At 40.1% G+C, this 19078-nt stretch carries 20 protein-coding genes; 8 read left to right on the plus strand and 12 right to left on the minus strand.

Going from position 1 to position 19078, the window contains the following annotated elements; all coding sequences use genetic code 11:
- Nucleotide 1 precedes the first annotated feature (1 nt).
- Together ACK8HY_RS06770 and eat are read right to left on the minus strand one after the other, a co-directional pair.
- Nucleotides 2-1363: a glutamine synthetase family protein gene (locus tag ACK8HY_RS06770; RefSeq protein WP_416133189.1), complete on the minus strand. Its 1362-nt coding sequence runs from the start codon at nucleotides 1361-1363 to the stop codon at nucleotides 2-4.
- The gene (gene eat / locus ACK8HY_RS06775; RefSeq protein ID WP_077432762.1) at nucleotides 1360-2682 is read right to left on the minus strand and encodes an ethanolamine permease; all 1323 of its coding nucleotides are present in this window, start codon (nucleotides 2680-2682) and stop codon (nucleotides 1360-1362) included. The genes ACK8HY_RS06770 and eat overlap by 4 nt, the downstream gene beginning before the upstream one ends.
- A 189-nt stretch (nucleotides 2683-2871) precedes the next feature.
- Here eat and ACK8HY_RS06780 point away from each other — a divergent pair, with 189 nt between their 5' ends.
- Nucleotides 2872-3336 carry an Lrp/AsnC family transcriptional regulator gene (locus ACK8HY_RS06780; protein ID WP_077432761.1) on the plus strand — a complete coding sequence of 155 codons (465 nt, stop codon included), beginning with the start codon at nucleotides 2872-2874 and terminating at the stop codon, nucleotides 3334-3336.
- Between the two features lie 62 nt (nucleotides 3337-3398).
- Here the strand turns inward: ACK8HY_RS06780 and ACK8HY_RS06785 are convergent, their stop codons facing one another.
- The 4 genes from ACK8HY_RS06785 to arr all read right to left on the minus strand — a co-directional run bounded on the left by ACK8HY_RS06785 (nucleotide 3399) and on the right by arr (nucleotide 6645).
- Nucleotides 3399-3677, minus strand: a complete 279-nt coding sequence (locus tag ACK8HY_RS06785; RefSeq protein WP_416133190.1) for an Ada metal-binding domain-containing protein — start codon at nucleotides 3675-3677, stop codon at nucleotides 3399-3401.
- A gap of 80 nt (nucleotides 3678-3757) precedes the next feature.
- Nucleotides 3758-4591, minus strand: a complete 834-nt coding sequence (locus ACK8HY_RS06790) for a 2OG-Fe(II) oxygenase (RefSeq protein ID WP_416133191.1) — start codon at nucleotides 4589-4591, stop codon at nucleotides 3758-3760.
- 140 nt (nucleotides 4592-4731) lie between these two features.
- Entirely contained in the window at nucleotides 4732-5787 is a 1056-nt protein-coding gene (locus tag ACK8HY_RS06795; protein WP_077432759.1) for an NAD(P)-dependent alcohol dehydrogenase, read from the minus strand.
- 444 nt (nucleotides 5788-6231) lie between these two features.
- Nucleotides 6232-6645, minus strand: a complete 414-nt coding sequence (gene arr / locus ACK8HY_RS06800) for an NAD(+)--rifampin ADP-ribosyltransferase (protein ID WP_416133372.1) — start codon at nucleotides 6643-6645, stop codon at nucleotides 6232-6234.
- A 607-nt stretch (nucleotides 6646-7252) separates the two neighbouring features.
- On the opposite strand from arr, the gene ACK8HY_RS06805 reads away from it, so the two are divergent.
- Both ACK8HY_RS06805 and ACK8HY_RS06810 read left to right on the plus strand, forming a co-directional pair.
- Nucleotides 7253-7822, plus strand: coding sequence for a dihydrofolate reductase family protein (locus tag ACK8HY_RS06805; protein WP_077432758.1), 570 nt, complete (start codon nucleotides 7253-7255; stop codon nucleotides 7820-7822).
- Between the two features lie 218 nt (nucleotides 7823-8040).
- On the plus strand, nucleotides 8041-8607 hold the full coding sequence (locus ACK8HY_RS06810) for a YceI family protein (RefSeq protein ID WP_416133192.1): 567 nt from the start codon (nucleotides 8041-8043) through the stop codon (nucleotides 8605-8607).
- 51 nt (nucleotides 8608-8658) lie between these two features.
- Here ACK8HY_RS06810 and ACK8HY_RS06815 read toward each other — a convergent pair whose 3' ends face one another.
- Nucleotides 8659-9405 carry a DeoR/GlpR family DNA-binding transcription regulator gene (locus ACK8HY_RS06815; RefSeq protein WP_416133193.1) on the minus strand — a complete coding sequence of 249 codons (747 nt, stop codon included), beginning with the start codon at nucleotides 9403-9405 and terminating at the stop codon, nucleotides 8659-8661.
- A gap of 110 nt (nucleotides 9406-9515) precedes the next feature.
- On the opposite strand from ACK8HY_RS06815, the gene ACK8HY_RS06820 reads away from it, so the two are divergent.
- Nucleotides 9516-10067, plus strand: a complete 552-nt coding sequence (locus ACK8HY_RS06820) for a 5' nucleotidase, NT5C type (protein WP_077432755.1) — start codon at nucleotides 9516-9518, stop codon at nucleotides 10065-10067.
- 56 nt (nucleotides 10068-10123) lie between these two features.
- Here the strand turns inward: ACK8HY_RS06820 and ACK8HY_RS06825 are convergent, their stop codons facing one another.
- Nucleotides 10124-11323: an MFS transporter gene (locus ACK8HY_RS06825; protein ID WP_172395306.1), complete on the minus strand. Its 1200-nt coding sequence runs from the start codon at nucleotides 11321-11323 to the stop codon at nucleotides 10124-10126.
- Nucleotides 11324-11668: 345 nt separating this feature from the next.
- Between ACK8HY_RS06825 and ACK8HY_RS06830 the strand changes: the two genes are divergently transcribed.
- Nucleotides 11669-12127, plus strand: a complete 459-nt coding sequence (locus ACK8HY_RS06830) for a hypothetical protein (RefSeq protein WP_077432753.1) — start codon at nucleotides 11669-11671, stop codon at nucleotides 12125-12127.
- A 147-nt stretch (nucleotides 12128-12274) separates the two neighbouring features.
- Nucleotides 12275-13135 carry an AadS family aminoglycoside 6-adenylyltransferase gene (locus tag ACK8HY_RS06835; protein WP_077432752.1) on the plus strand — a complete coding sequence of 287 codons (861 nt, stop codon included), beginning with the start codon at nucleotides 12275-12277 and terminating at the stop codon, nucleotides 13133-13135.
- Between the two features lie 234 nt (nucleotides 13136-13369).
- Here the strand turns inward: ACK8HY_RS06835 and ACK8HY_RS06840 are convergent, their stop codons facing one another.
- Together ACK8HY_RS06840 and ACK8HY_RS06845 are read right to left on the minus strand one after the other, a co-directional pair.
- On the minus strand, nucleotides 13370-14170 hold the full coding sequence (locus ACK8HY_RS06840) for a class I SAM-dependent methyltransferase (RefSeq protein ID WP_077432751.1): 801 nt from the start codon (nucleotides 14168-14170) through the stop codon (nucleotides 13370-13372).
- Nucleotides 14171-14518: 348 nt separating this feature from the next.
- On the minus strand, nucleotides 14519-14653 hold the full coding sequence (locus ACK8HY_RS06845; protein WP_262507800.1) for a hypothetical protein: 135 nt from the start codon (nucleotides 14651-14653) through the stop codon (nucleotides 14519-14521).
- A gap of 140 nt (nucleotides 14654-14793) precedes the next feature.
- Between ACK8HY_RS06845 and ACK8HY_RS06850 the strand changes: the two genes are divergently transcribed.
- Nucleotides 14794-15678 carry an NAD(P)-dependent oxidoreductase gene (locus ACK8HY_RS06850; RefSeq protein ID WP_416133194.1) on the plus strand — a complete coding sequence of 295 codons (885 nt, stop codon included), beginning with the start codon at nucleotides 14794-14796 and terminating at the stop codon, nucleotides 15676-15678.
- 115 nt (nucleotides 15679-15793) lie between these two features.
- Here ACK8HY_RS06850 and ACK8HY_RS06855 read toward each other — a convergent pair whose 3' ends face one another.
- Nucleotides 15794-16678 carry a bestrophin family protein gene (locus tag ACK8HY_RS06855; protein ID WP_077435687.1) on the minus strand — a complete coding sequence of 295 codons (885 nt, stop codon included), beginning with the start codon at nucleotides 16676-16678 and terminating at the stop codon, nucleotides 15794-15796.
- Nucleotides 16679-16917: 239 nt separating this feature from the next.
- Between ACK8HY_RS06855 and ACK8HY_RS06860 the strand changes: the two genes are divergently transcribed.
- On the plus strand, nucleotides 16918-17508 hold the full coding sequence (locus ACK8HY_RS06860) for a methyltransferase domain-containing protein (RefSeq protein WP_416133195.1): 591 nt from the start codon (nucleotides 16918-16920) through the stop codon (nucleotides 17506-17508).
- Between the two features lies 1 nt (nucleotide 17509).
- On the opposite strand, the gene ACK8HY_RS06865 is transcribed toward ACK8HY_RS06860, so the two are convergent.
- Complete coding sequence (locus tag ACK8HY_RS06865) at nucleotides 17510-19042, minus strand: SulP family inorganic anion transporter (protein ID WP_077432748.1); 1533 nt, start codon at nucleotides 19040-19042, stop codon at nucleotides 17510-17512.
- Nucleotides 19043-19078: the final 36 nt, after the last annotated feature.

Genomic DNA, 19078 nt, shown 5'->3' on the forward strand with positions numbered 1-19078 from the left:
GTTAAATAATTTCAAAATATCTTTTTGTTTCCCAATCCGTTACTTGTTCTGAAAACTGCCGCCATTCCCATAACCTGGATTTACAGAAGTGGTCAACAAACTTTTCACCGAACAATTCTGATGCTATTTCAGACTGCGCCATCCGGTTCGTAGCTTCATAGAGATTTCTTGGTAAAACGCCATGTTGCAAATCCTTATAACCATTACCCACAGTATACGGATTGTCCAAGGATAGTTTATGCTTGATACCGTAAAGTCCACTCGCTAGACAAGCCGCTATGGCGAGGTATGGATTAACATCCGAACCAACCACCCGATGTTCAATACGTGTAGCCTTTGGTCCACCATCGATGACCCGCAGGGCCGTAGTCCTATTGTCTATCCCCCAGGTTAAAGTCGTGGGAGCCCAAGCGCCTTCCGTGAGTCTTTTATAGCTGTTAACAGTTGGTGCAAATAAGGGTAGAATATCCCGCAGACAATACAGTTGTCCAGCAAGAAATTGCTTCATCAGTTCACTCATGCCTAACTGATCGTCGGCATCATAAAATAGATTTTTTTCTTTTTTTAAGTCCCAGAGGCTCTGATGTACGTGACCGCTACAGCCCGGTAATTCTTTCGTCTGCTTGGCCATAAAGCTAGCGACAATACCATGTCTTTTACCGATCTCCTTTACGGCTGACTTAAAAAGTGTAGCGCGATCTGCAGCTTCCAGCACATTGCTGCATTGAATCGCCGCCTCCATTACGCCAGGTCCTGTCTCAGTATGCAAACCTTCCAAGGGAATATCAAACTGTTCGAGCATCGCAAGAAGATCACGAAAGAACCCGTAATTATCAGACATCCGCAAGATGGAATAACCGAACATTCCGGAGGTAATCGGTGTCATTTCTTTAAAGCTGTTCTGTGATGCATTGATATCACCTTTAATAAAATTGAACCATTCAAATTCCTGTGCAAAAATGGGTTTGTAGCCAGCCTGTTCAGACTGTGCTATGATATTTTTTAACAGCGCCCTCGGGCACACATTTTGATCTGTAGCATGTGTCGATTCAAAGTCAGCCAGAAAAAATGGGACATCCTCCTGCCAGGGTATCTTTCGGAAGGTATTTCCATCTATACGAGCGGGAAAATCTCCATAACCGGTATGCCAGCCAGTAATTTCCACATTGTCATAAACTTGGTCATTGACATCCCATCCAAATACGACAGAACAAAAGCCGAACTCATTGTCCAATGAAGAGATAAACTTATCACGGTGCATAAATTTGCCCCGCAATACGCCATCAATATCAGCTACGGCGACTTTGACGTGTGTACTGGTACTTGCCTTTAATTTGGAAATAATTTCTTTTTTGTCGATCATGATTTGATGGTTTTATCCTTGTCAAGGAAGATTAAGAAATAGAGGTATGATAAGATGACAAGCCCAAAGAATAATAAGGCTGTCAATGGATTGTAGTAAATCATAGCAATCAGGCAGATCAGGGCGATGATCAGCGCAAGCATAGGAAATAAAGGATACAAAGGAACTTTAAATGGGCGCTCCAATGCGGGTTCTTTCTTGCGTAAGGCGAAAAAAGACCACATGGATATAATATAGAGACTGATTGCACCAAAACAGGCAATGGTAATGATCCCAGCCGTCTTCCCCGTCAGTAGCGCGACTATACCAACAGCCATATTGACCAATAGCGCATTAGCTGGTGTTTTAAAGCGTGAATGAACTTTTCCTAAGATAGACGGTGCATATCCTACCCGCCCAAATTCAAAAGTGGCGCGCCCTCCGGCCAAAATAATACCATGGAACGACGCAATAAGCCCCAACAACCCTACCCCGATAAGTAATTTGTATAGAATATGGGAGCTATCAATGACGTTGGCAATAGCAAGAGGTAAAGGAGAATCCGAGGCTTCGGTACTTCCTGGTGGATAGACAACGGCTTCCCAGCCAGCGACACCAACCGCTGATAAAAATGTAATGATACACAACACGACCAAAGTAACGATAGCTGATCCAAAACCGATCAATACATTTTTCTGTGGATTGATGGTTTCCTCAGCCACATTGGCGACCCCTTCAATGGCTAGAAAAAACCAGATGGCAAATGGAATGGATGCAAAAATGCCTGAATACCCATTGGGAAGTGCATTTTGTTGAAGATTAGAAAATTCAAATGCTGGCAGCGTCACCCCGGCGAATATCAATAATTCAATAACCGCAAGGACTGTCACAACCAATTCAAACGAAGCAGCGAGTTTCACACCTAAAATATTCATTGCTGTAAAAATCAGATAGGCTCCGATCGCAAAAGTAAGGTAGCCTACCCCGGGATGAAGCAAATGAAGGTAAGCACCTATCGCCGCTGCAATAGCCGGCGGTGCAAAAACGAATTCTATATTTTGAGCAATCCCTGCGACAAACCCCAATTGTTTTCCCAGTCCCCTATTGGCATATTCAAAAGCCCCTCCAGCTTTCGGTATGGCACATGCCATTTCTGTATAACTGAAGGTAAAGGTTAGGTACATAATTATGACGAATATAGTCGCAATGGCTAACCCTAAAGTCCCTCCTTCTGCCAGACCAAGGTTCCATCCAAAATACATTCCTGAGATTACATACCCTACCCCCAATCCCCACAACATGACGGGGCCAAGGACTTTCTTTAATTGGGGATCACTCATAATTCTTTTTATAGGTTGGTAATTGATATTAAGTAATATAAATTTACTACTTTAAATTAAATAATAGTGATAAATACCTGCAATTAAACTTATTTAAGTAAAATTATATTGAAATATTATTATTTTTAGATTCGCGATTCCAACAACAGGCTTATACCCCTTTGTTTTTAGATTTAAATTACTACAACAATGAAATTAGACGAAAAAGATCTTATGATCTTGGACCTTTTGCAACAGGATGCCAACATGAGTAACAAGGAAATTTCCGATCGAGTCAACTTATCCATGACTCCTGTATACGAACGGATTAAGAAGTTGACGGCTATGGCTGTGCTCAAACAAAAGGTATATTTGCTGGATCGAAGAAAACTGGACCTGAACCTGATGGTTCTTGTATCGATCAGTATGGAAAAGCATTCAAACGAAAGTGCTTTGTTATTTATGGAAGAAATACAGAAATTTCCGGAAGTGGTCGAATGCTTCCATGTGACAGGAGCTTTTGATTATCAGCTCAAGGTTATGGTCAGAGATGTCGACCATTATCATGAATTTAACTTCAATAAGCTTGCAACGATTAAAGGAATCAGACATATGGAAAGCTATTTTGTCATGAAAGAAATTGTCAACGCAACACGACTTCCACTTTTCCTTTAACGATCTCCATCTGGCAAACTAAAATGTGCTTGCAAATTTTCAGACCGAGATCTGCGTTTATTTTAAGTGTGCTCCAAGCCCTGCTGCTTAGTTTTCCACTCCTTGTACTTTTCCCGCATACAATGAGCACATGGTCTATATCCATGGCTGACGGCATCAGCTTCATCCCGAAAGAAAACACGATGCTCGACTTTCATCCGTTTGCCACTAGCACAGTTTAGACGGCCGTAAATCTTAGCCTTTTTATATCCGCCCAAGGTAATTTCTCCCTTTCGAATGAAGGAACTTAAGGACTTCGTTCTATCAGCAGCTGTCCCTCCCAAATCCATATGTCTGATCATAGTTCGTTTTTAATTTTTGATCTATTGTATACATACCTATAATTTAAATCGGCTATTTTACCTACAAGAATCTCTTAGTCTTAGCTAAGGCCATCATGGAATATAATCCCAAGACTATGCCTATGCCCCTTGTGCAATGGACTAACACCATGCTTCATATGGACCCGATAATAGCCTTTGGAGCCTTTCGCTGCGCGAAAATTAGTCGTAAAGATGATCATATCGCCGCGCTTGGGTTTTAAGACATTAACCTTAGACTGCGCCCTTGGTATCTGTTCCGTGATAACAAACTCACCACCGGTATAATCCTGATCCACCTGATCCAACAGCAATACGATTTGCATGGGAAAGTAAATTTCACCGTATAGATCCTGGTGTAACGTATTAAATCCGCCTGTATTATACTTTAAAATAAGGACGGTAGATTCCACCTGTCCATGCTGCTGACAAAGTTCTCGCATGGCAGCATGCGAAGCTGGAAATCTTCGGTCCATATTAAGCTCGTCCATCCATTGATTGGCGACTGGTGCAATCAATGCGTATACTTTTTCCCTTATTGTCGTAATCAGCTCGGGCAAGGGATATTGAAAGTATTTGTATTCCCCCAAACCAAAGCGATAACGTTCCATTACAATAGTTTTTCGATACCTATTGTCAGCACCGTAAGCTGCAACCAGCTCATCACATTCGACTTGATTTAATAGATCGGGTACTATTACAAAACCTTTATCATGTAATTCCTTGGTGATTGCTGTCCAATCCCTGGCCAGCAATCTAGATACTATATTTTCCATGACGATAATTTTCAACAGCTCAAAATTAGGCCTATCAATCAAGGTAAAAAATCCGAAACCTGCTGTTTTTCCTTTTTTGGAGATCAATGTTAACAAAATGCGCAACAAATTATCATTCATATCAATCACCGTTTTTGCTAAATGGAAAGAGCCCGGTATTCTACCGAGCTCTAGCACAAAAAACTTAATTTTGTTAATCCGTCTAACTTTTGAGGTTCACTTCAATAGTGGACGATTCCTATTTTTTCATGTTGTTGACACTATTTATTTAACGAAGCCATATCAATGACAAACCGGTATTTTACATCACTGTCCAATACACGTTGGTAAGCCTCGTTCACATAATCGATGTCAATCAATTCGGTTTCTGGAAGGATATTATGCTCAGCACAAAAATCAAGCATATCCTGTGTTTCCTGTATACCACCAATGCTTGAAGCCGTCAAAATTTTATTTCCTCCCATAATCGATCGTCCGTTAATTTCCATTGGCGCTGCTGGGATACCAACACAGATGTATACACCTTTGGTTTTTAGCAATGCCAAATAGAGATTATAATCATGAGGTGCCGATACGGTGTCTATGATAAAATCAAAATATGCTGAAAACTCCTTCAACTCCGAAGGCTCATGCGTATTTAAAAACTTCTGGGCACCTAACAGCACCGCATCTGCTTTTTTACGGGGCGAATGGCTTATCATCGTAACTTCAGCTCCCATGGCGACAGCGATCTTCACTGCCATGTGGCCTAAACCACCTAACCCTAGCACGCCAACTTTATGCCCCTTGCTGATATTCCATCGTTTCAAGGGCGAGTAAGTGGTGATCCCCGCACAAAGTAAAGGAGCTACCTTTTTGATATCAAGCGATTCCGGCACATGCAAGACAAAGTCTGCATCAGCCACAATATTATCGCTATACCCACCATAGGTGCAAGAGTGATCGTGCATCACATCGGTGCTATTATAAGTCCACACAGTTTTCTTCTCCGAACAAAACTGTTGCTGATCCGATTTACAATTATCGCACTCACCACAGGATGCCACCATACAACCAACACCGGCTAGGTCACCTTTTTTAAACTTGGTCACCGCACTGCCTACCGCACTGATGCGACCAACGATCTCATGCCCCGGAACAATTGGATATTGTGTCCCACCCCACTCATCATGCACCTGGTGAATATCTGAATGGCAAATACCACTATACAAGATATCGATTAGCACATCATTTGAACCAAGTTCTCTTCTTTCAAATTCCCAATATTCAAGCGGGGAATTGCCATCCTTCGCCGCGTAACCTTTCGATTTAATCATTCTTTTGTTTTTTATAAAATACCAATTGGATCCAAATTATCAATAAATAAGATCCATTTACCACGTTGTGCGAACGTTAATGGGGATTTGCCCGAAAAAAAGAATCTGTCAGGCATTATTGACATTGAACAAACAATGAAAATCGCAAAATGTTCTTGGTCAACCGTTCTGAACAGTCAATTTGATCCCTTTCAAATTTTAATCCCTTTCAAAATCAATCTCATAACCCCTGATTATCTTCATGAGCTTTCTTTAGAAGCACCAATCTAGCATTCTCTACAATATTGGACAGGTAATATCCCTCTTAGAGCAAAGCAAAAGATAATAAATCGTGAGATTATCCACAGTGTATCTGCTGGATTTTCCCCCTTTTATAGTCTATTCTCCGTTTAGTACGAAGAAATTTATTTACATCAAGTCGATCGATCCTTAAATACGGTAGACTTAATTGATTATTTCCCCATTACTGTCTGCCAAACGTTCACGGAACCGCTGAAGCTCTTCAGGGCTCGGTCTGACCCAGTCGCTTACTTCACCGATGATTTTCAATGCCATTGTGGAGCGGTAAGAACGTGTCGGGTTACCTGGGAATTTTTTATCGGTTAGATTTGGATCATTTTCATAGCTTCCCATAGGTTCAATAATATAAACGCGTTCGCGACCATCGCCTCTTGCCAAAGCTGCCGCGAGTCCAGCTCCGTTAACTAATGCAGTGAAATAAATATGATTCATGGTAAGTTCAGATTGATAGTTGGAATTACCTCCCGCTGTTAATAACGCACCCACTGGTAAATCAGCTTTTGTACCATGATAAAAAGGACCGGTATCTGATGGTTTTTCACCCAAGACTGCAGCCAGATCAGCATATCCATGAGACTTATCGCTATCCCCTAGCGCTTCATAGCATTTGGCAAGGTTCAAATAAAGATTTGGCAAAGCACTCTTAACCGTATCATCATTTAGTTTTAATGCATGGCTCAAGGCCGCCTCCAGCCATGTCAATCTGTCGGAAATAGCCTCTTGATTCCGGGCGATATAATAAGCCGCAAGAAAGTGTTCGTGATCGTCTGTGGCTTCGTTCCAAGCTTGCATAAATAAGTTAAGGGCTTCTTCAGTATGCTTGGCCTCTTCCATGCTCATACCCTGAAGACAAAGTTTAACAACGTTGTTGAAAGGTGAAAATTCCATATGCGTATCTTTTTTTACATCGCCGAATGTACCGTTGGCACAGGGAGATTTAAAATCCACATGCACCGGTATCTGCAGGATTAAAGTTCTACATATTTTTATACATTTCCGTATGTTGTTCGTAAATCGTATTGCATCGACCTTCGTACAATTCGTAATTATTCCTAAAAACAACAGATTGACATCAAGGTTTTACCCCCTTATATTGTCGCAATTGCACCTCATACATACTTTTAGACTTCGCTAAATTTGAATTGATAATCAAACACTTGAAACAATGAGAAAGATCCGAATTTTCGAACACATTTCCCTTGATGGCATCATCGAACACGATGGGGATTACGCCTATGGTGCATGGACAACTGCCTATAGAAGTCCCGCAGGAGCGGAAATGCTCTTTCAGGCATATGGCTCAGACTTCGACCTGCTTTTAGGTCGTCAGACCTATGATATCTTTAGTGGCTTCTGGCCCAATGCAGGAGATTTTCCTATGGCCAACGCCATAAATGCTGCAATGAAATATGTTGCAACTCACCATCCCGACAGTCTAACCTGGGGGCCAGTAAAAAATTTGGGTGCGAACATTGTCGGTGCGATTCATGCCCTCAAGTCAATGGATGGTCCCGATCTGATTGTTGTAGGTAGTTCTACACTGACCTCGCTATTACTTGAGCAGGGTCTCGTGGACGAAGTGGTACTCATTACCTACCCCGTTTTGCTGGGACATGGCAAGCGCCTACTCTCAGATAAGGTGTTCGCCCAGGAACTTGTCTTCCTCAACTCAAAGGCAACGCCGACTGGCATACTCATCAATAGCTATAAATATATTGGACCGCTTAAAAGATAATATTCCTACAATGGATAAGTTCCCATCCTAGCCAACTTTATACGGGTCAGGAGCTGATATCCTTAATTTTACAGAATAAATCATGTTATAAAAATTTACCCATTTTTTTCAGGAATGGTTACAATCATTGATTTAAAACTATCGTTTATATAATCATTACCTTACTCATTTGAATTTGCCTACTTTCTTGTATATTTGATTTTAAACAAATCATCTCTATGAAAAGAACCTTATTATTCATTGCTATTATTTGCAGTACTTCCTTTGCTTTTGCACAAAAAACAACGTATAAAGTCAGTACGCAATCATCAACAATCAAATGGAATGCGAAGAAAGTCGTCGGTGGTCATGTTGGTACCATTGCCTTGAAAGACGGAACGATCCAAACAGATAAAGGTAAAATTACCGGTGGTGGATTTACCATTGATATGAATTCGATGGCATGTACTGATGCGCCAAAACTAACTGGCCATCTTAAAAATGAAGATTTCTTTGATGTACCGAAGTATCCAACAGCAAAATTCATTATCAGCAAAGTGGATAACAGCAAGGCTACTCCAGTAATCACAGGGAATCTTACCATTAAAAACAAAACGAAAACGATATCTTTTCCCGCAAAGGTAACCAGCACCACTGACGGACTTTCGGCCGAAGCATTGGGTGTAAAGGTAAATCGATTGGATTTTGATATCCAATATCGTTCGGCCAGCTTTTTCTCTGACCTCGGGAATCGGGCGATTGAGGACGAATTTACATTGGACATTCAGATCAAAGCCGCAAAATAGCTATGATAACAAACAATGATGTAGCAAAAAAACTGCGACATCATTGTTTGTCTAAAGCAGCTCGATCCCCTGAGCGATATATTTGCGCATTTCGGGACTCGTTGATTCATGTTCTGTCACAATGATATCAAGCTTTTTGGTTTTATCGATGATAAAGCTTGACTCCGTATCAAACTTATCGGAAGTACACAATCCAACGATGCGAACACTCTGTTTCATCATTGCACGTTTCGTTTCAGCATCTTCCTGATAATTACAGGACAAATTTTCAGGAGTAATTGAACAAACGCCCAAAAAGTATAAATCAGCTTTAAAATTGGCAATGCTTTCCAACGTAGTATTGCCAAAAGTGGTAAAGGCGGACTTATAAAGTCGGCCTCCCAAAAAAATGATATCGATCAAAGGATGGTCTTCGATCACACTCGCGACAGGAAAACTATTTGTAATGATAGTGACTTTAAGATCCTTTGGTAAAATTTTAGTCAACTCCAGGATAGATGTACCCCCATCGAAAAAAAGTACCTGATCATCTTTTATTAATGATAAAGCTTTTTGTGCAATAATCTTTTTCTGTTCCAGCCCTGCTTTCTCGCGATCACGATAATGATATTTTTTTTGCACAATGCTGTGAGCTCCCCCCCGTACTGCGCGAAGAAGATCCCGATCATTCAATTCCTTGATATCTCTCCGTATGGTATCTTCAGATACCGAAAGCTTTTTGCTCAAGGTTTGAAATGAAACCGAGCCCTCCCTATTGGTGATATCTAAAATGGTTTGCAGACGATCGTACTTTAGCATAGGAACAAATATATAGATTTACCAGAATAAAATGAATTGCAAAAATTTGCTATAATTGCAATATTTTGCAATTATATAATTACATTTGTGCAATAATAAAGATAAAACTTATGATAAAAAAGACAATTTCCATTGATATGGACGGTGTACTTGCAGACATCCAACGGCACTATCTTTCACATTATTTTGAAGAAACGGGTATACGGATAAATGAAAACGATATCGTAGGGCTGAAGGAAGCGGATTGTTTACCTGATCAGACGGCAGTCTTACGGTATTTGCATACACCAGGTTTTTTCCGCAGTATCCCTGTTGCACAAGATGCACAAGACGTGGTAAAGGAATTACAAAACTATTATGAAATTTTTGTTGTATCTGCCGCAATGGAATTTCCCAATAGTCTTTTAGAGAAACGGGAATGGCTACAGGAATATTTTCCATTTATCTCGTGGAAGAACATCGTATTCTGTGGGAATAAAGGTATTATCGACACCGATTTTCTTATTGACGATCATCTAAAGAATCTAGACAGTTTTTCTGGAAAAGGGCTTATGTTTAATACATTTCACAATGTCAATGAGCACCGATTTGAACGGTTGAAGAACTGGACTGATGCACATCGTTTTTTTGTTGCTGACCTGCAAAATAAAACGTTCAACTGAGTATTTATAGTTGGCCAATCACAAGAGGTAATTGCCCAGCTATAGTTTGCAAGAATTTATTTTCTAGCCTGGAATTTCCAATAAATCCAATAAGACACGGAAAGTGAAAGCATAAGAAAAGCAACGACGATAAGCGAGACTGAAATTCCATAAAATTGGGCAACTCCACCCAACAAGGCGGGGCCCAACAACTGTCCCGAGTGCCCCAATGTTGACATAACCGGGATACTTGCTGATGCCCCAACCCCTTTTAAATTTCCGGCATGACTAAATAAAATCGGAACAATATTAGCGGCACCAAAGCCCAATAGGATAAATCCGGCTAATGCACCCCAATAAGAAGGTGATAAAACAGCTACCAGCAAACCGAATACCGCTAAGAGTCCCCCTCCGACCACAACAACCCGATGATCTAACCGGACAACAAGTACATCGCCAAAAAGTCGCATTGTTGCCATGGCGATGGAAAAGGCAGCATACCCTATCCCCGCAATTTCAAGCGGTGCATTTTTTTCCTCATGCAAAAATACCGCACTCCAATCCAACATTGAACCTTCGGAGAGATAAGCACAGAAACAGAGCATGCCCAGAAATAAAACATGCAAATTGAACCAACCAGCCCATTTGGACTGACCTGCAGCCATTTTCTTGTCATCATGATGACTATTAATGCGTATTTCATCATCATGCGCATACAACCTACGATACATGACGAACATAATTACAACGATCAGTAAGGAGATCAATAACATGGCATAGGTAGCCTGAAACCCTAACTTTATCAACAGTCCTAATCCGAGCGACCCCGTTAATCCTCCCACACTAAAGATACCGTGCAGACCGGATAAGATCGGCCGATCAAAGAGTTTCTGGATAAGGATTGAGTGCGCATTTGCGGAAACTTCTATTCCTCCCATACACATACCAAAAAAGAATAGTGTAATCCCCATTGTTATGATCGAATTAGCAATTAACAACATCGGCAGTATCAATGCGAGCGTGATACCCGAAAGAAAGATAATTTTTCTTGTTCCAAATTTATTTAGAAGGATGGTCGAAAATGGCATAATAAAAAGAGCTCCGCCGCCGATAAGAAGCATCAAAAGTCCCAATACACCATCATCTATTCCAAGCCTTTGCTTAACATAAGGAACGACAGGTGCCCAACTGGCGAGTCCCAACCCACACACAAAAAAGATAAACCTGACAGCATTTCTCGCTGTATCCGGACGAATGGGTAATGATTTAATTTCCATATAATTTGAGATAAACTAAAATAGTATAGCGATAGACTTGTCTAGGCTTAGTCGTACAAAACTATCAATAATAAATCAAAATAGAAGCATATTATTGCATAATATTGCAAAAAATGCAAATTAAAGCAATAAAACAACCAGTACCATTAAATAATACTGTCATTAGTAATCGTTTACAATTTTTATTTCAAGGACTAATATCTCCATACATTTTTTGGCAAATGAATCTTCACTTTCTATTTTTGCTATAATTGTGATTTATACCTAAATTGCTATTAGAAAGTGAATTCTTTCCAACAAAAAGGCTTGAGTCATCCGGTATAGGCAAAACGTTTATTTTACCACATGAACTATAAAACGATAGGCTATTTTCTTTTATCAACACTAATTATAGGGTCACTCTATACAAATGGTTGGTTTAATATATCTTACACATTCCGACAGCTTATAGGGATTATATTCATCATAGCTTACTTTGCAGGAACGGTCTTCTTCACTCGCACACCTATTTTGAGAGATAAACAATTAAAAAGACATCTCTTAATAAGATTGGGTATCTTAATACTAATTGGCCTTATTATCATTATTTCCCAATGGTATATGCATAAAGAAAATGATCGCCTGGGTGCTGGCTATTTATTTTATTTCGAAATGCTCGGTTTTGGAATTCCGCTCCTCATTTATACAGTAATAGAATCAATTTGGTTATTTGCGAAGAAGAAATATGCAGCGCTGTGCATCAATCTGCTGTTGGCGATGGGAATATATTGTATTGTTATCTTTAGCGGACTCTTCGGTTTTTAAATTGGCTGTAGTCTTCCGCGAGGCAGATCTTAATAGTTAAAAATCACTTGAAGATAAATCTGTTTTAACGCCTTTGCAAAACCAACGGCCGCAAGCCGTCCTCATTAAAAAATAAACGGGATTATCCCCCATAAATAAACTAAAAATATGCAAACTCGAGCAGAAAAATTACAGCAGATTATGGATTGGGCGCAAGAAAATCCGGATATTCGGGCAGTTCTTCTAACCAGTTCTTTGGTAAATCCACTGGCACCTGTCGATGAGTTAAGTGATTTAGATATCGAACTTGTATTTGATGACAATACCACGTATGTCGCCGATAAGAATTGGTTAAATAACTTTGGCACTCCTATCGCCATGATTGAAGAGGATGAAAGCTACTTCGATAGCAAACATGCCATGAAGATGGTTTTATACGCAGATCACACAAAAGTTGATTTTAAGTTATATAGTAAGCCTAATTTTTTGGAAGAGGTGCGCCAAAGCCCGTTATGTGAAGATTGGGATATTGGTTATCAAGTACTACTTGACAAAGAGGGCATAACGGAAGCGATACAAAAACCCTCCTATCGGGTGTCAATCATAAAAAAACCTACCGAGCAAAAATTAAGACAGCTACTCAACGATTTTTGGTGGGACTGTACTTATGTAGCCAAATGTCTTGTCAGGGAAGATATTTTTTATGCAAAATTTATGTCCGAAGACAATATACGTACCGATTATCTGGTACCGCTGATTGAGTGGCATATTGCTAGCCAGCATGACTGGAACATCACAACCAATAAACATGGACGCCTATTCAAAAAATACCTGACCGAGAAAACCTGGGAGGAAGTAATGCGGACTTTTTCAGGCGGCGATATCAATGAAAATTGGACGGCGCTATTCGCAATGGCCGATCTCGTCGCTGAAATTGGCAGGGAACTAGCGAATAAATTGGGCTATACATACCCTATAAAACTTGAACAGGATATTAGGATATATCTCAATGCTATACAGACGAAATGAATTTGATTAATTTTTTAATCTGGATTATTCGGCATCTTCGCTTCTATATATCCATTACAGTGTCCAATCCGCCCCCCCCTCAAAGGTCGACAACTTACTTAAAGCTATCAAAATCCCTTTTATGTAGGGCTCCGTGCCATATTCGCATCGCGACGAAGGATTAATGTTTCGTCCTTTTCAGCTCAACACCAAGAATATGCCCTTGTAAGCGTACGGAATACCCATGTATTGACGTTAATTCTTTATAGCCAATATCGCATAGACCATTGGAATTTTATCCTCCAATAGTTCAATCCGATACTTATTCTTTTCAAATTCAATCGTCCCGCTAAAGCAATTATAGGGGGAATAATCAAATTCATCAAGCTGTGCGATTTGGAGCCCATTTTTTATCAGGCTATTGACCACTTCACTTATACCATGATTCCACATAACATACTCCGCTGTTATAGCCGCATTTTTGTCCGCATAAGTTCCTGTCTCGGTTTCTATAATAGCTCCTGAGTTAAAGTATCGGTAGCCGATTTTCTCAAAATCATTATCAAACATCCAAACGACAGGATGAAATTCGACAAATATAAATTTTCCATTCGGTTTCAAGAATCTCGAAATAACCTGTGCCCATTTATTCAAATCAGGCAACCATCCGATTGTACCGTAGCTCGTAAAAACAAGATCAAATTGCTGATCCAAATGATTCGGCAGATCGTATAGATCACAGCAGATAAAGCGAACATCAGAATTGGTCTGTTCAGCAATTTTTCGCGCACTTTCAATAGCCTTATCGGACAAGTCGATCCCAGTTACTTCAGCACCCAGCCGGCTCAGTGAAATTGTGTCTTGACCAAAATGACATTGCAGATGCAATATTGTTTTCCCCTGAATATCATCGAGCAGATCTAGCTCAATCTCATTCAAAGAACTTCTCCCCTGAAGAAAACCCGGAAGATCGTAAAATTCTGATTTGAGATGTGAATCTATCCTATTATTCCAGGACGTTCTGTTTATATCCAAATAATGCTGTTCTTTATTCATATCTTAAATCTACTTTTTTATCAGTATTATTTAGTAAAGAAGAATTAATGCACATAACAACTGTAATACTTCGTTGTTTTAAGAAGATAGGCTTAATTTAAGCATTTCCCGTTCACAATGATTTGGATTTCCCAAAAAATAATAACATATGCTCTCGATTTTATTTTCGACACAAATAAAGAATACGGGAAACTCATGACTAAGACTGCATTTCATAAGGGATGAATATTTCGAATTAGTATTGTGCTAGCGAACATGAGCGCAAAGAAATTAAAGCGGTATATAAGCTATGCAAAAGTATTCGATCAATGTTAAAGGCTTCAGCTTGTAGTGCAGTTTCATATACAATTATCTTTTCTGGACTAACAGCAGACTACCTTTGTTGATACCATACAATATACAGGCTTTCCATTTTCCACCAAGTATTTTCATTGTGACGACTATGCCACAGTCAAGATCTTCGGGAATCTTTTTACTATACATAATTTCATAATTTTCATTAAAACTACTGAATTTTGCAATTCCATAGGGAATAATTTTTCCCTGGCTGAATCCTTTTTCCCTTATTGCCAGCGTACCGGCTTGTCCTCATATTTGTTGCATAAAAATAAACAAAGAAGCACATGGAGACATTGAAAAATAAAATCAGCATTATCGGCCTAGGTCCAATGGGTATAAAAATAGCACAGCTCTATCTACAAAAAGGTTTTCAGGTCACCGTATTCAATCGAACCGCAGCGAAAGCAGATCAACTAGTAAAAGAAGGGGCTCGATTAGCAAAAAACATCAGCGAGGCCATTGAGGCAAGTCCAGTGAGTATCGTTATCGTTCTTAACTATTCAGTAGCGAATGATCTTTTTTCATCAATCGAAACGGGGCATGCATTAGCGGGCAAACTCATTGTGCAATTGACTACAGGTACATCGGAGGAAGCACGTTTAAGTGAAACCTGGTTTAATGGTAAAACAGCTAGTTACCTTGATGGAGCTATACAGGTGGCGCCAGAACAGATGGCACAGGCAGATACAACAATACTGTTTTCGGGTAATAGCGAAAAGTATTTGGAAATCGAAGATACATTGAAAATTCTGGGTGGAAATCTAAAATATCTAGGCGAAAATATTGGTACTGCGGCGGCCATGGATACCGCTACACTCTCTTATATTTATGGCGCAGCAGCAGGTTTTCTACATGGCGCTCTAATTGCCGAATCCGAAAATTTTGACGTCAGGGAGTATGGCAATATCATCGCAGAAATTGCCCCAGGAATGGGCGAATTTTTAAAGCATGAGGGTGCCGTAATCAGTAGCGGAGATTTTAAGCTTTCCCAAAGTCCACTTGCCATCTCTGTAGAGGCAACAGAAAGAATTCTTGCAACAGCAAAATTAAGTGGAATAAATAGTGAATTCCCGCAATTTGCAGCAAATTGGCTCAAAAGAGCAAAAGATGCGGGCTATGAACAGGAAGAATTTGCTGCCGTGATTAAGACATTGCGGACACCGCAATAACCAAAGCCTGCTCACTTAAAGGTAGCTTTGCACAAAACTTTATAATCGGATAGTTTTATAAACCTAATCTGGTGATGTAGCTATCCGATTATAGCTAAAATTTACGGTCAACCAATTAAAGGATATAATAGAATTGCTCAGCAGGAGCTATTGGCTTCGGAGCAGGTTCGCCAATAGCCTCCAACAGATTCATCTCAATGGTCTGGCAGATCGTTGTCATCGGCGTATCCATGGGTTTATTTTCAAAGGGATCTTGCATTAAGATTGCAGTACGTTCGATAATAATAAATATAATGGGAATACCAATCGTCAGCATCATTTTCACCAAGATAACATCGTCATTCAGACTAAAGGGCAATAAGAGCGCAAATAGATAAATCAGAAAATGGATCAGCTTACCATAAGACACCGGAAAAACCGTATTTTTGATCCGCTCACATCGCCCCATTGAATCCGAAAATCGCGTTAACATCTCGTCTACAGCAACCTGCCTAAATTCAGTAATCAATCCCTCCTGGGCCAATAAACGCAAATGCTTTCCATGCGCATTTAAAATTCCATAAACAGCATTTGTATCCTTTATTTGATAATTTTCCAAATAGTCGCTTACCCGTTTTGAATACGGCTCCTTTCGCAGCGATTCGCTCAAGGCATAATTCCATATAATCTGTCTTTCAACAAACATTTTTAGATGGATGTCCTGATCTTTATTGATAAAAGTCTGCAAAAGACGAATTAGGCTACGTGAATCATTGACAATTCCGCCCCAAACAATACGTGCTTCCCACCATCTATCGTAAGATTGTGCAGTTCGAAAAGCCAGCAAAAGCGATATCGCTGTACCAACGATGGCAATTAAAGATAAAGGAATTTCCAGTGTGAGAAAGTCTTTGTGTTTTGCCAGTAGGCCCACTAGACAGCCAAAAAATACTATTCGAACCAGATCAGTCTGAATGGTCTTTAAGAAGTATAAGACAGAGATCCTCCTATTAAGTAACATATAACAATCGTTCTTTAGTTGAAATAATACATCATAATAAATCCGAAAGTTGTTTTTTGTTTTAAAAAACAAAAAACAAAATGTTAAAAACCTACAATAAAGCGAATTAATATTTTTCATCTCTATCAAGGTTATTGTTAACGTTATGAACAGGTTGTCAGGTAAAAAAACAAAAATAATGCCGTATTACACAAGATTTCCTTAAATTGGATCGCTTGATTTACCAAGTGTATAATACAATGGATATATTGGATTTGAATAAAGAATATTGGGACAGCCGCTATAAAAACAGGGAGACCGGATGGGATATTGGCTATGCCTCACCGGCATTAATCGAATATGCGGAGACGGTGATTCCCAAAGAAGCTTCTATTTTGATTCCTGGCTGTGGTAATGCTTATGAAGCGAAAGCACTACTTGAGAGCGGATTTGAAAACATCACGCTACTTGATATCGCACCAACATTAGTCCATCAGGTTCAAAAAAATTTTGGGGAAGCTGCACAGGTCCGCGTTATCTGCCAAGATTTTTTTGAGCATGGAGAAAAATACGATTATATCCTCGAGCAGACTTTTTTTTGTGCATTAGATCCCAGCCTACGCAAAAAATACAGCAACAAAATAGCTGAATTGCTCCATCCCAATGGTATTCTTGCAGGCTTATTGTTTAATCGTGAATTCGACTCCGAGGGGCCACCTTTTGGCGGAAAAAAATCAGGGTATCAACAATTGTTTCAGAAAGACTTTCATATTTTAAAAATGGAAGACTGTTCCAATAGTATCCCCCAACGTCAGGGTAGCGAACTTTTCATTGTGTTAAAAAGAAAATAAGCTATTTCCCGGGCATCACCTGATAGGTCGGGTCCTCCATAATATTAACGACTGCGATTCCCTCTGCATTTTTGAGCAAGGAACGACAATCCTCACTAAGATGCCATAGTTCTATCTTCTTATTTTTTGCGGCATAACGTTCGGTGATTTTATTTAATGCATCTACCGCGGACATATCTACGACACGGCTTTCCCTGAAATCCACAATGACGCGATCCGGATCCTCTAGAAGATCAAACTTATCCAAAAAATTAGCAGTAGAACCAAAAAAAAGAGGGCCATATATTTCATAGTGCTTCACACCGTCCCGGTCAAGATACTTTCTTGCCCGTATACGTTTTGCATTATCCCAGGCAAAAACCAATGCCGATACCACTACACCGGCAAGCACAGCTAAAGCTAGATTGTGCAATAACACCGTTATTGCAGCAACAAGCACACCGACAAAAATATCCGATTTCGGAAATTTGTTGATGATACGTAAACTCACCCATTGAAAAGTTCCAATCGCCACCATCATCATTACGCCGACAAGTGCGGCCATTGGTATCTGTTCAATAAACGGCGCTCCAACCAAAATAATTACAAGGATTGTTATGGCTCCAATAAAAGCAGATAGCCGCGTCCTTGCACCAGCATTCAAATTTACCAGCGTCTGAGCAACCATGGCACATCCACCCATCCCACCAAAAAATCCATTAACTGTATTGGCAAGTCCCTGCGCCATAGATTCGCGATTTGCATTCCCTTTACTCGCTGTAATTTCGTCCACCATATTAAGAGTCAACAGAGACTCAACAAGGCCCACGCCGGCCATCACAAGTGAATAGGGAAAGATCAACTGCAATGTTTCCCAGCTCCAGGGAACATTGGGCAAATGAAAACGCGGCAGTGATCCACTGACCGAAGCGATATCCACTACTTTTTTTGTTTCGATCCCCAATAGGGAAACCAGACCAAAAACGACTAAAATAGCGACCAGAGACGCCGGAACTGCTTTTGTCAGTCGGGGAAAAACAAGCACAATCAACATCGTTAATGCCGTAAGCCCTCCCATAATATATAAAGTTGACCCCGACATCCACGCTGTGCCTGTTCCATTATTCACTTTAAATTGGACAACCTGCGCCATGAAAATAATAATGGCCAGCCCATTCAAAAAACCATACATTACCGGTTGCGGAATCAGCCGGACAAATTTCCCCCATTTAAAAAGACCCACCAAAAATTGCAATATACCCGCCAGGACAACAGCTGCGAAAAGATAATCGATACCATGACTTGCTGCAAGCGCCATCAAAACAACAATCGTCGCACCGGCGCCTCCAGATACCATACCGGGCCTTCCACCTAAAACGGCTGTCACAAGTCCCATTAAGAAAGCTGCATAAAGTCCTGTCAAAGGGGGGAGGCCAGCCAATATTGCAAATGAAAGTGATTCAGGTATCATGGTCATGGCAACCGTCAAACCGGCAAATAGCTCGTTCTTAAAATTGACCGATCGCACATTAAAAAATTCAAAGGTATTGTTCATATCAAAATTCAGTTGAACAGTATTAAAGCCCTGCAA

The organism is Sphingobacterium sp. NGMCC 1.201703, from assembly GCF_047784615.1.
GTDB lineage: Bacteria > Bacteroidota > Bacteroidia > Sphingobacteriales > Sphingobacteriaceae > Sphingobacterium.

Bases quoted from the DNA above. Each gene is read 5' to 3' on its own strand.
- ACK8HY_RS06770 (WP_416133189.1), bottom strand. From the start codon at position 1,363: ATGATCGACAAAAAAGAAATTATTTCCAAATTAAAGGCAAGTACCAGT.
- eat (WP_077432762.1), bottom strand. From the start codon at position 2,682: ATGAGTGATCCCCAATTAAAGAAAGTCCTTGGCCCCGTCATGTTGTGG.
- ACK8HY_RS06780 (WP_077432761.1), top strand. From the start codon at position 2,872: ATGAAATTAGACGAAAAAGATCTTATGATCTTGGACCTTTTGCAACAG.
- ACK8HY_RS06785 (WP_416133190.1), bottom strand. From the start codon at position 3,677: ATGATCAGACATATGGATTTGGGAGGGACAGCTGCTGATAGAACGAAG.
- ACK8HY_RS06790 (WP_416133191.1), bottom strand. From the start codon at position 4,591: ATGAATGATAATTTGTTGCGCATTTTGTTAACATTGATCTCCAAAAAA.
- ACK8HY_RS06795 (WP_077432759.1), bottom strand. From the start codon at position 5,787: ATGATTAAATCGAAAGGTTACGCGGCGAAGGATGGCAATTCCCCGCTT.
- ACK8HY_RS06805 (WP_077432758.1), top strand. From the start codon at position 7,253: ATGAGAAAGATCCGAATTTTCGAACACATTTCCCTTGATGGCATCATC.
- ACK8HY_RS06810 (WP_416133192.1), top strand. From the start codon at position 8,041: ATGAAAAGAACCTTATTATTCATTGCTATTATTTGCAGTACTTCCTTT.
- ACK8HY_RS06815 (WP_416133193.1), bottom strand. From the start codon at position 9,405: ATGCTAAAGTACGATCGTCTGCAAACCATTTTAGATATCACCAATAGG.
- ACK8HY_RS06820 (WP_077432755.1), top strand. From the start codon at position 9,516: ATGATAAAAAAGACAATTTCCATTGATATGGACGGTGTACTTGCAGAC.
- ACK8HY_RS06825 (WP_172395306.1), bottom strand. From the start codon at position 11,323: ATGGAAATTAAATCATTACCCATTCGTCCGGATACAGCGAGAAATGCT.
- ACK8HY_RS06830 (WP_077432753.1), top strand. From the start codon at position 11,669: ATGAACTATAAAACGATAGGCTATTTTCTTTTATCAACACTAATTATA.
- ACK8HY_RS06835 (WP_077432752.1), top strand. From the start codon at position 12,275: ATGCAAACTCGAGCAGAAAAATTACAGCAGATTATGGATTGGGCGCAA.
- ACK8HY_RS06840 (WP_077432751.1), bottom strand. From the start codon at position 14,170: ATGAATAAAGAACAGCATTATTTGGATATAAACAGAACGTCCTGGAAT.
- ACK8HY_RS06845 (WP_262507800.1), bottom strand. From the start codon at position 14,653: ATGTATAGTAAAAAGATTCCCGAAGATCTTGACTGTGGCATAGTCGTC.
- ACK8HY_RS06850 (WP_416133194.1), top strand. From the start codon at position 14,794: ATGGAGACATTGAAAAATAAAATCAGCATTATCGGCCTAGGTCCAATG.
- ACK8HY_RS06855 (WP_077435687.1), bottom strand. From the start codon at position 16,678: ATGTTACTTAATAGGAGGATCTCTGTCTTATACTTCTTAAAGACCATT.
- ACK8HY_RS06860 (WP_416133195.1), top strand. From the start codon at position 16,918: ATGGATATATTGGATTTGAATAAAGAATATTGGGACAGCCGCTATAAA.
- ACK8HY_RS06865 (WP_077432748.1), bottom strand. From the start codon at position 19,042: ATGAACAATACCTTTGAATTTTTTAATGTGCGATCGGTCAATTTTAAG.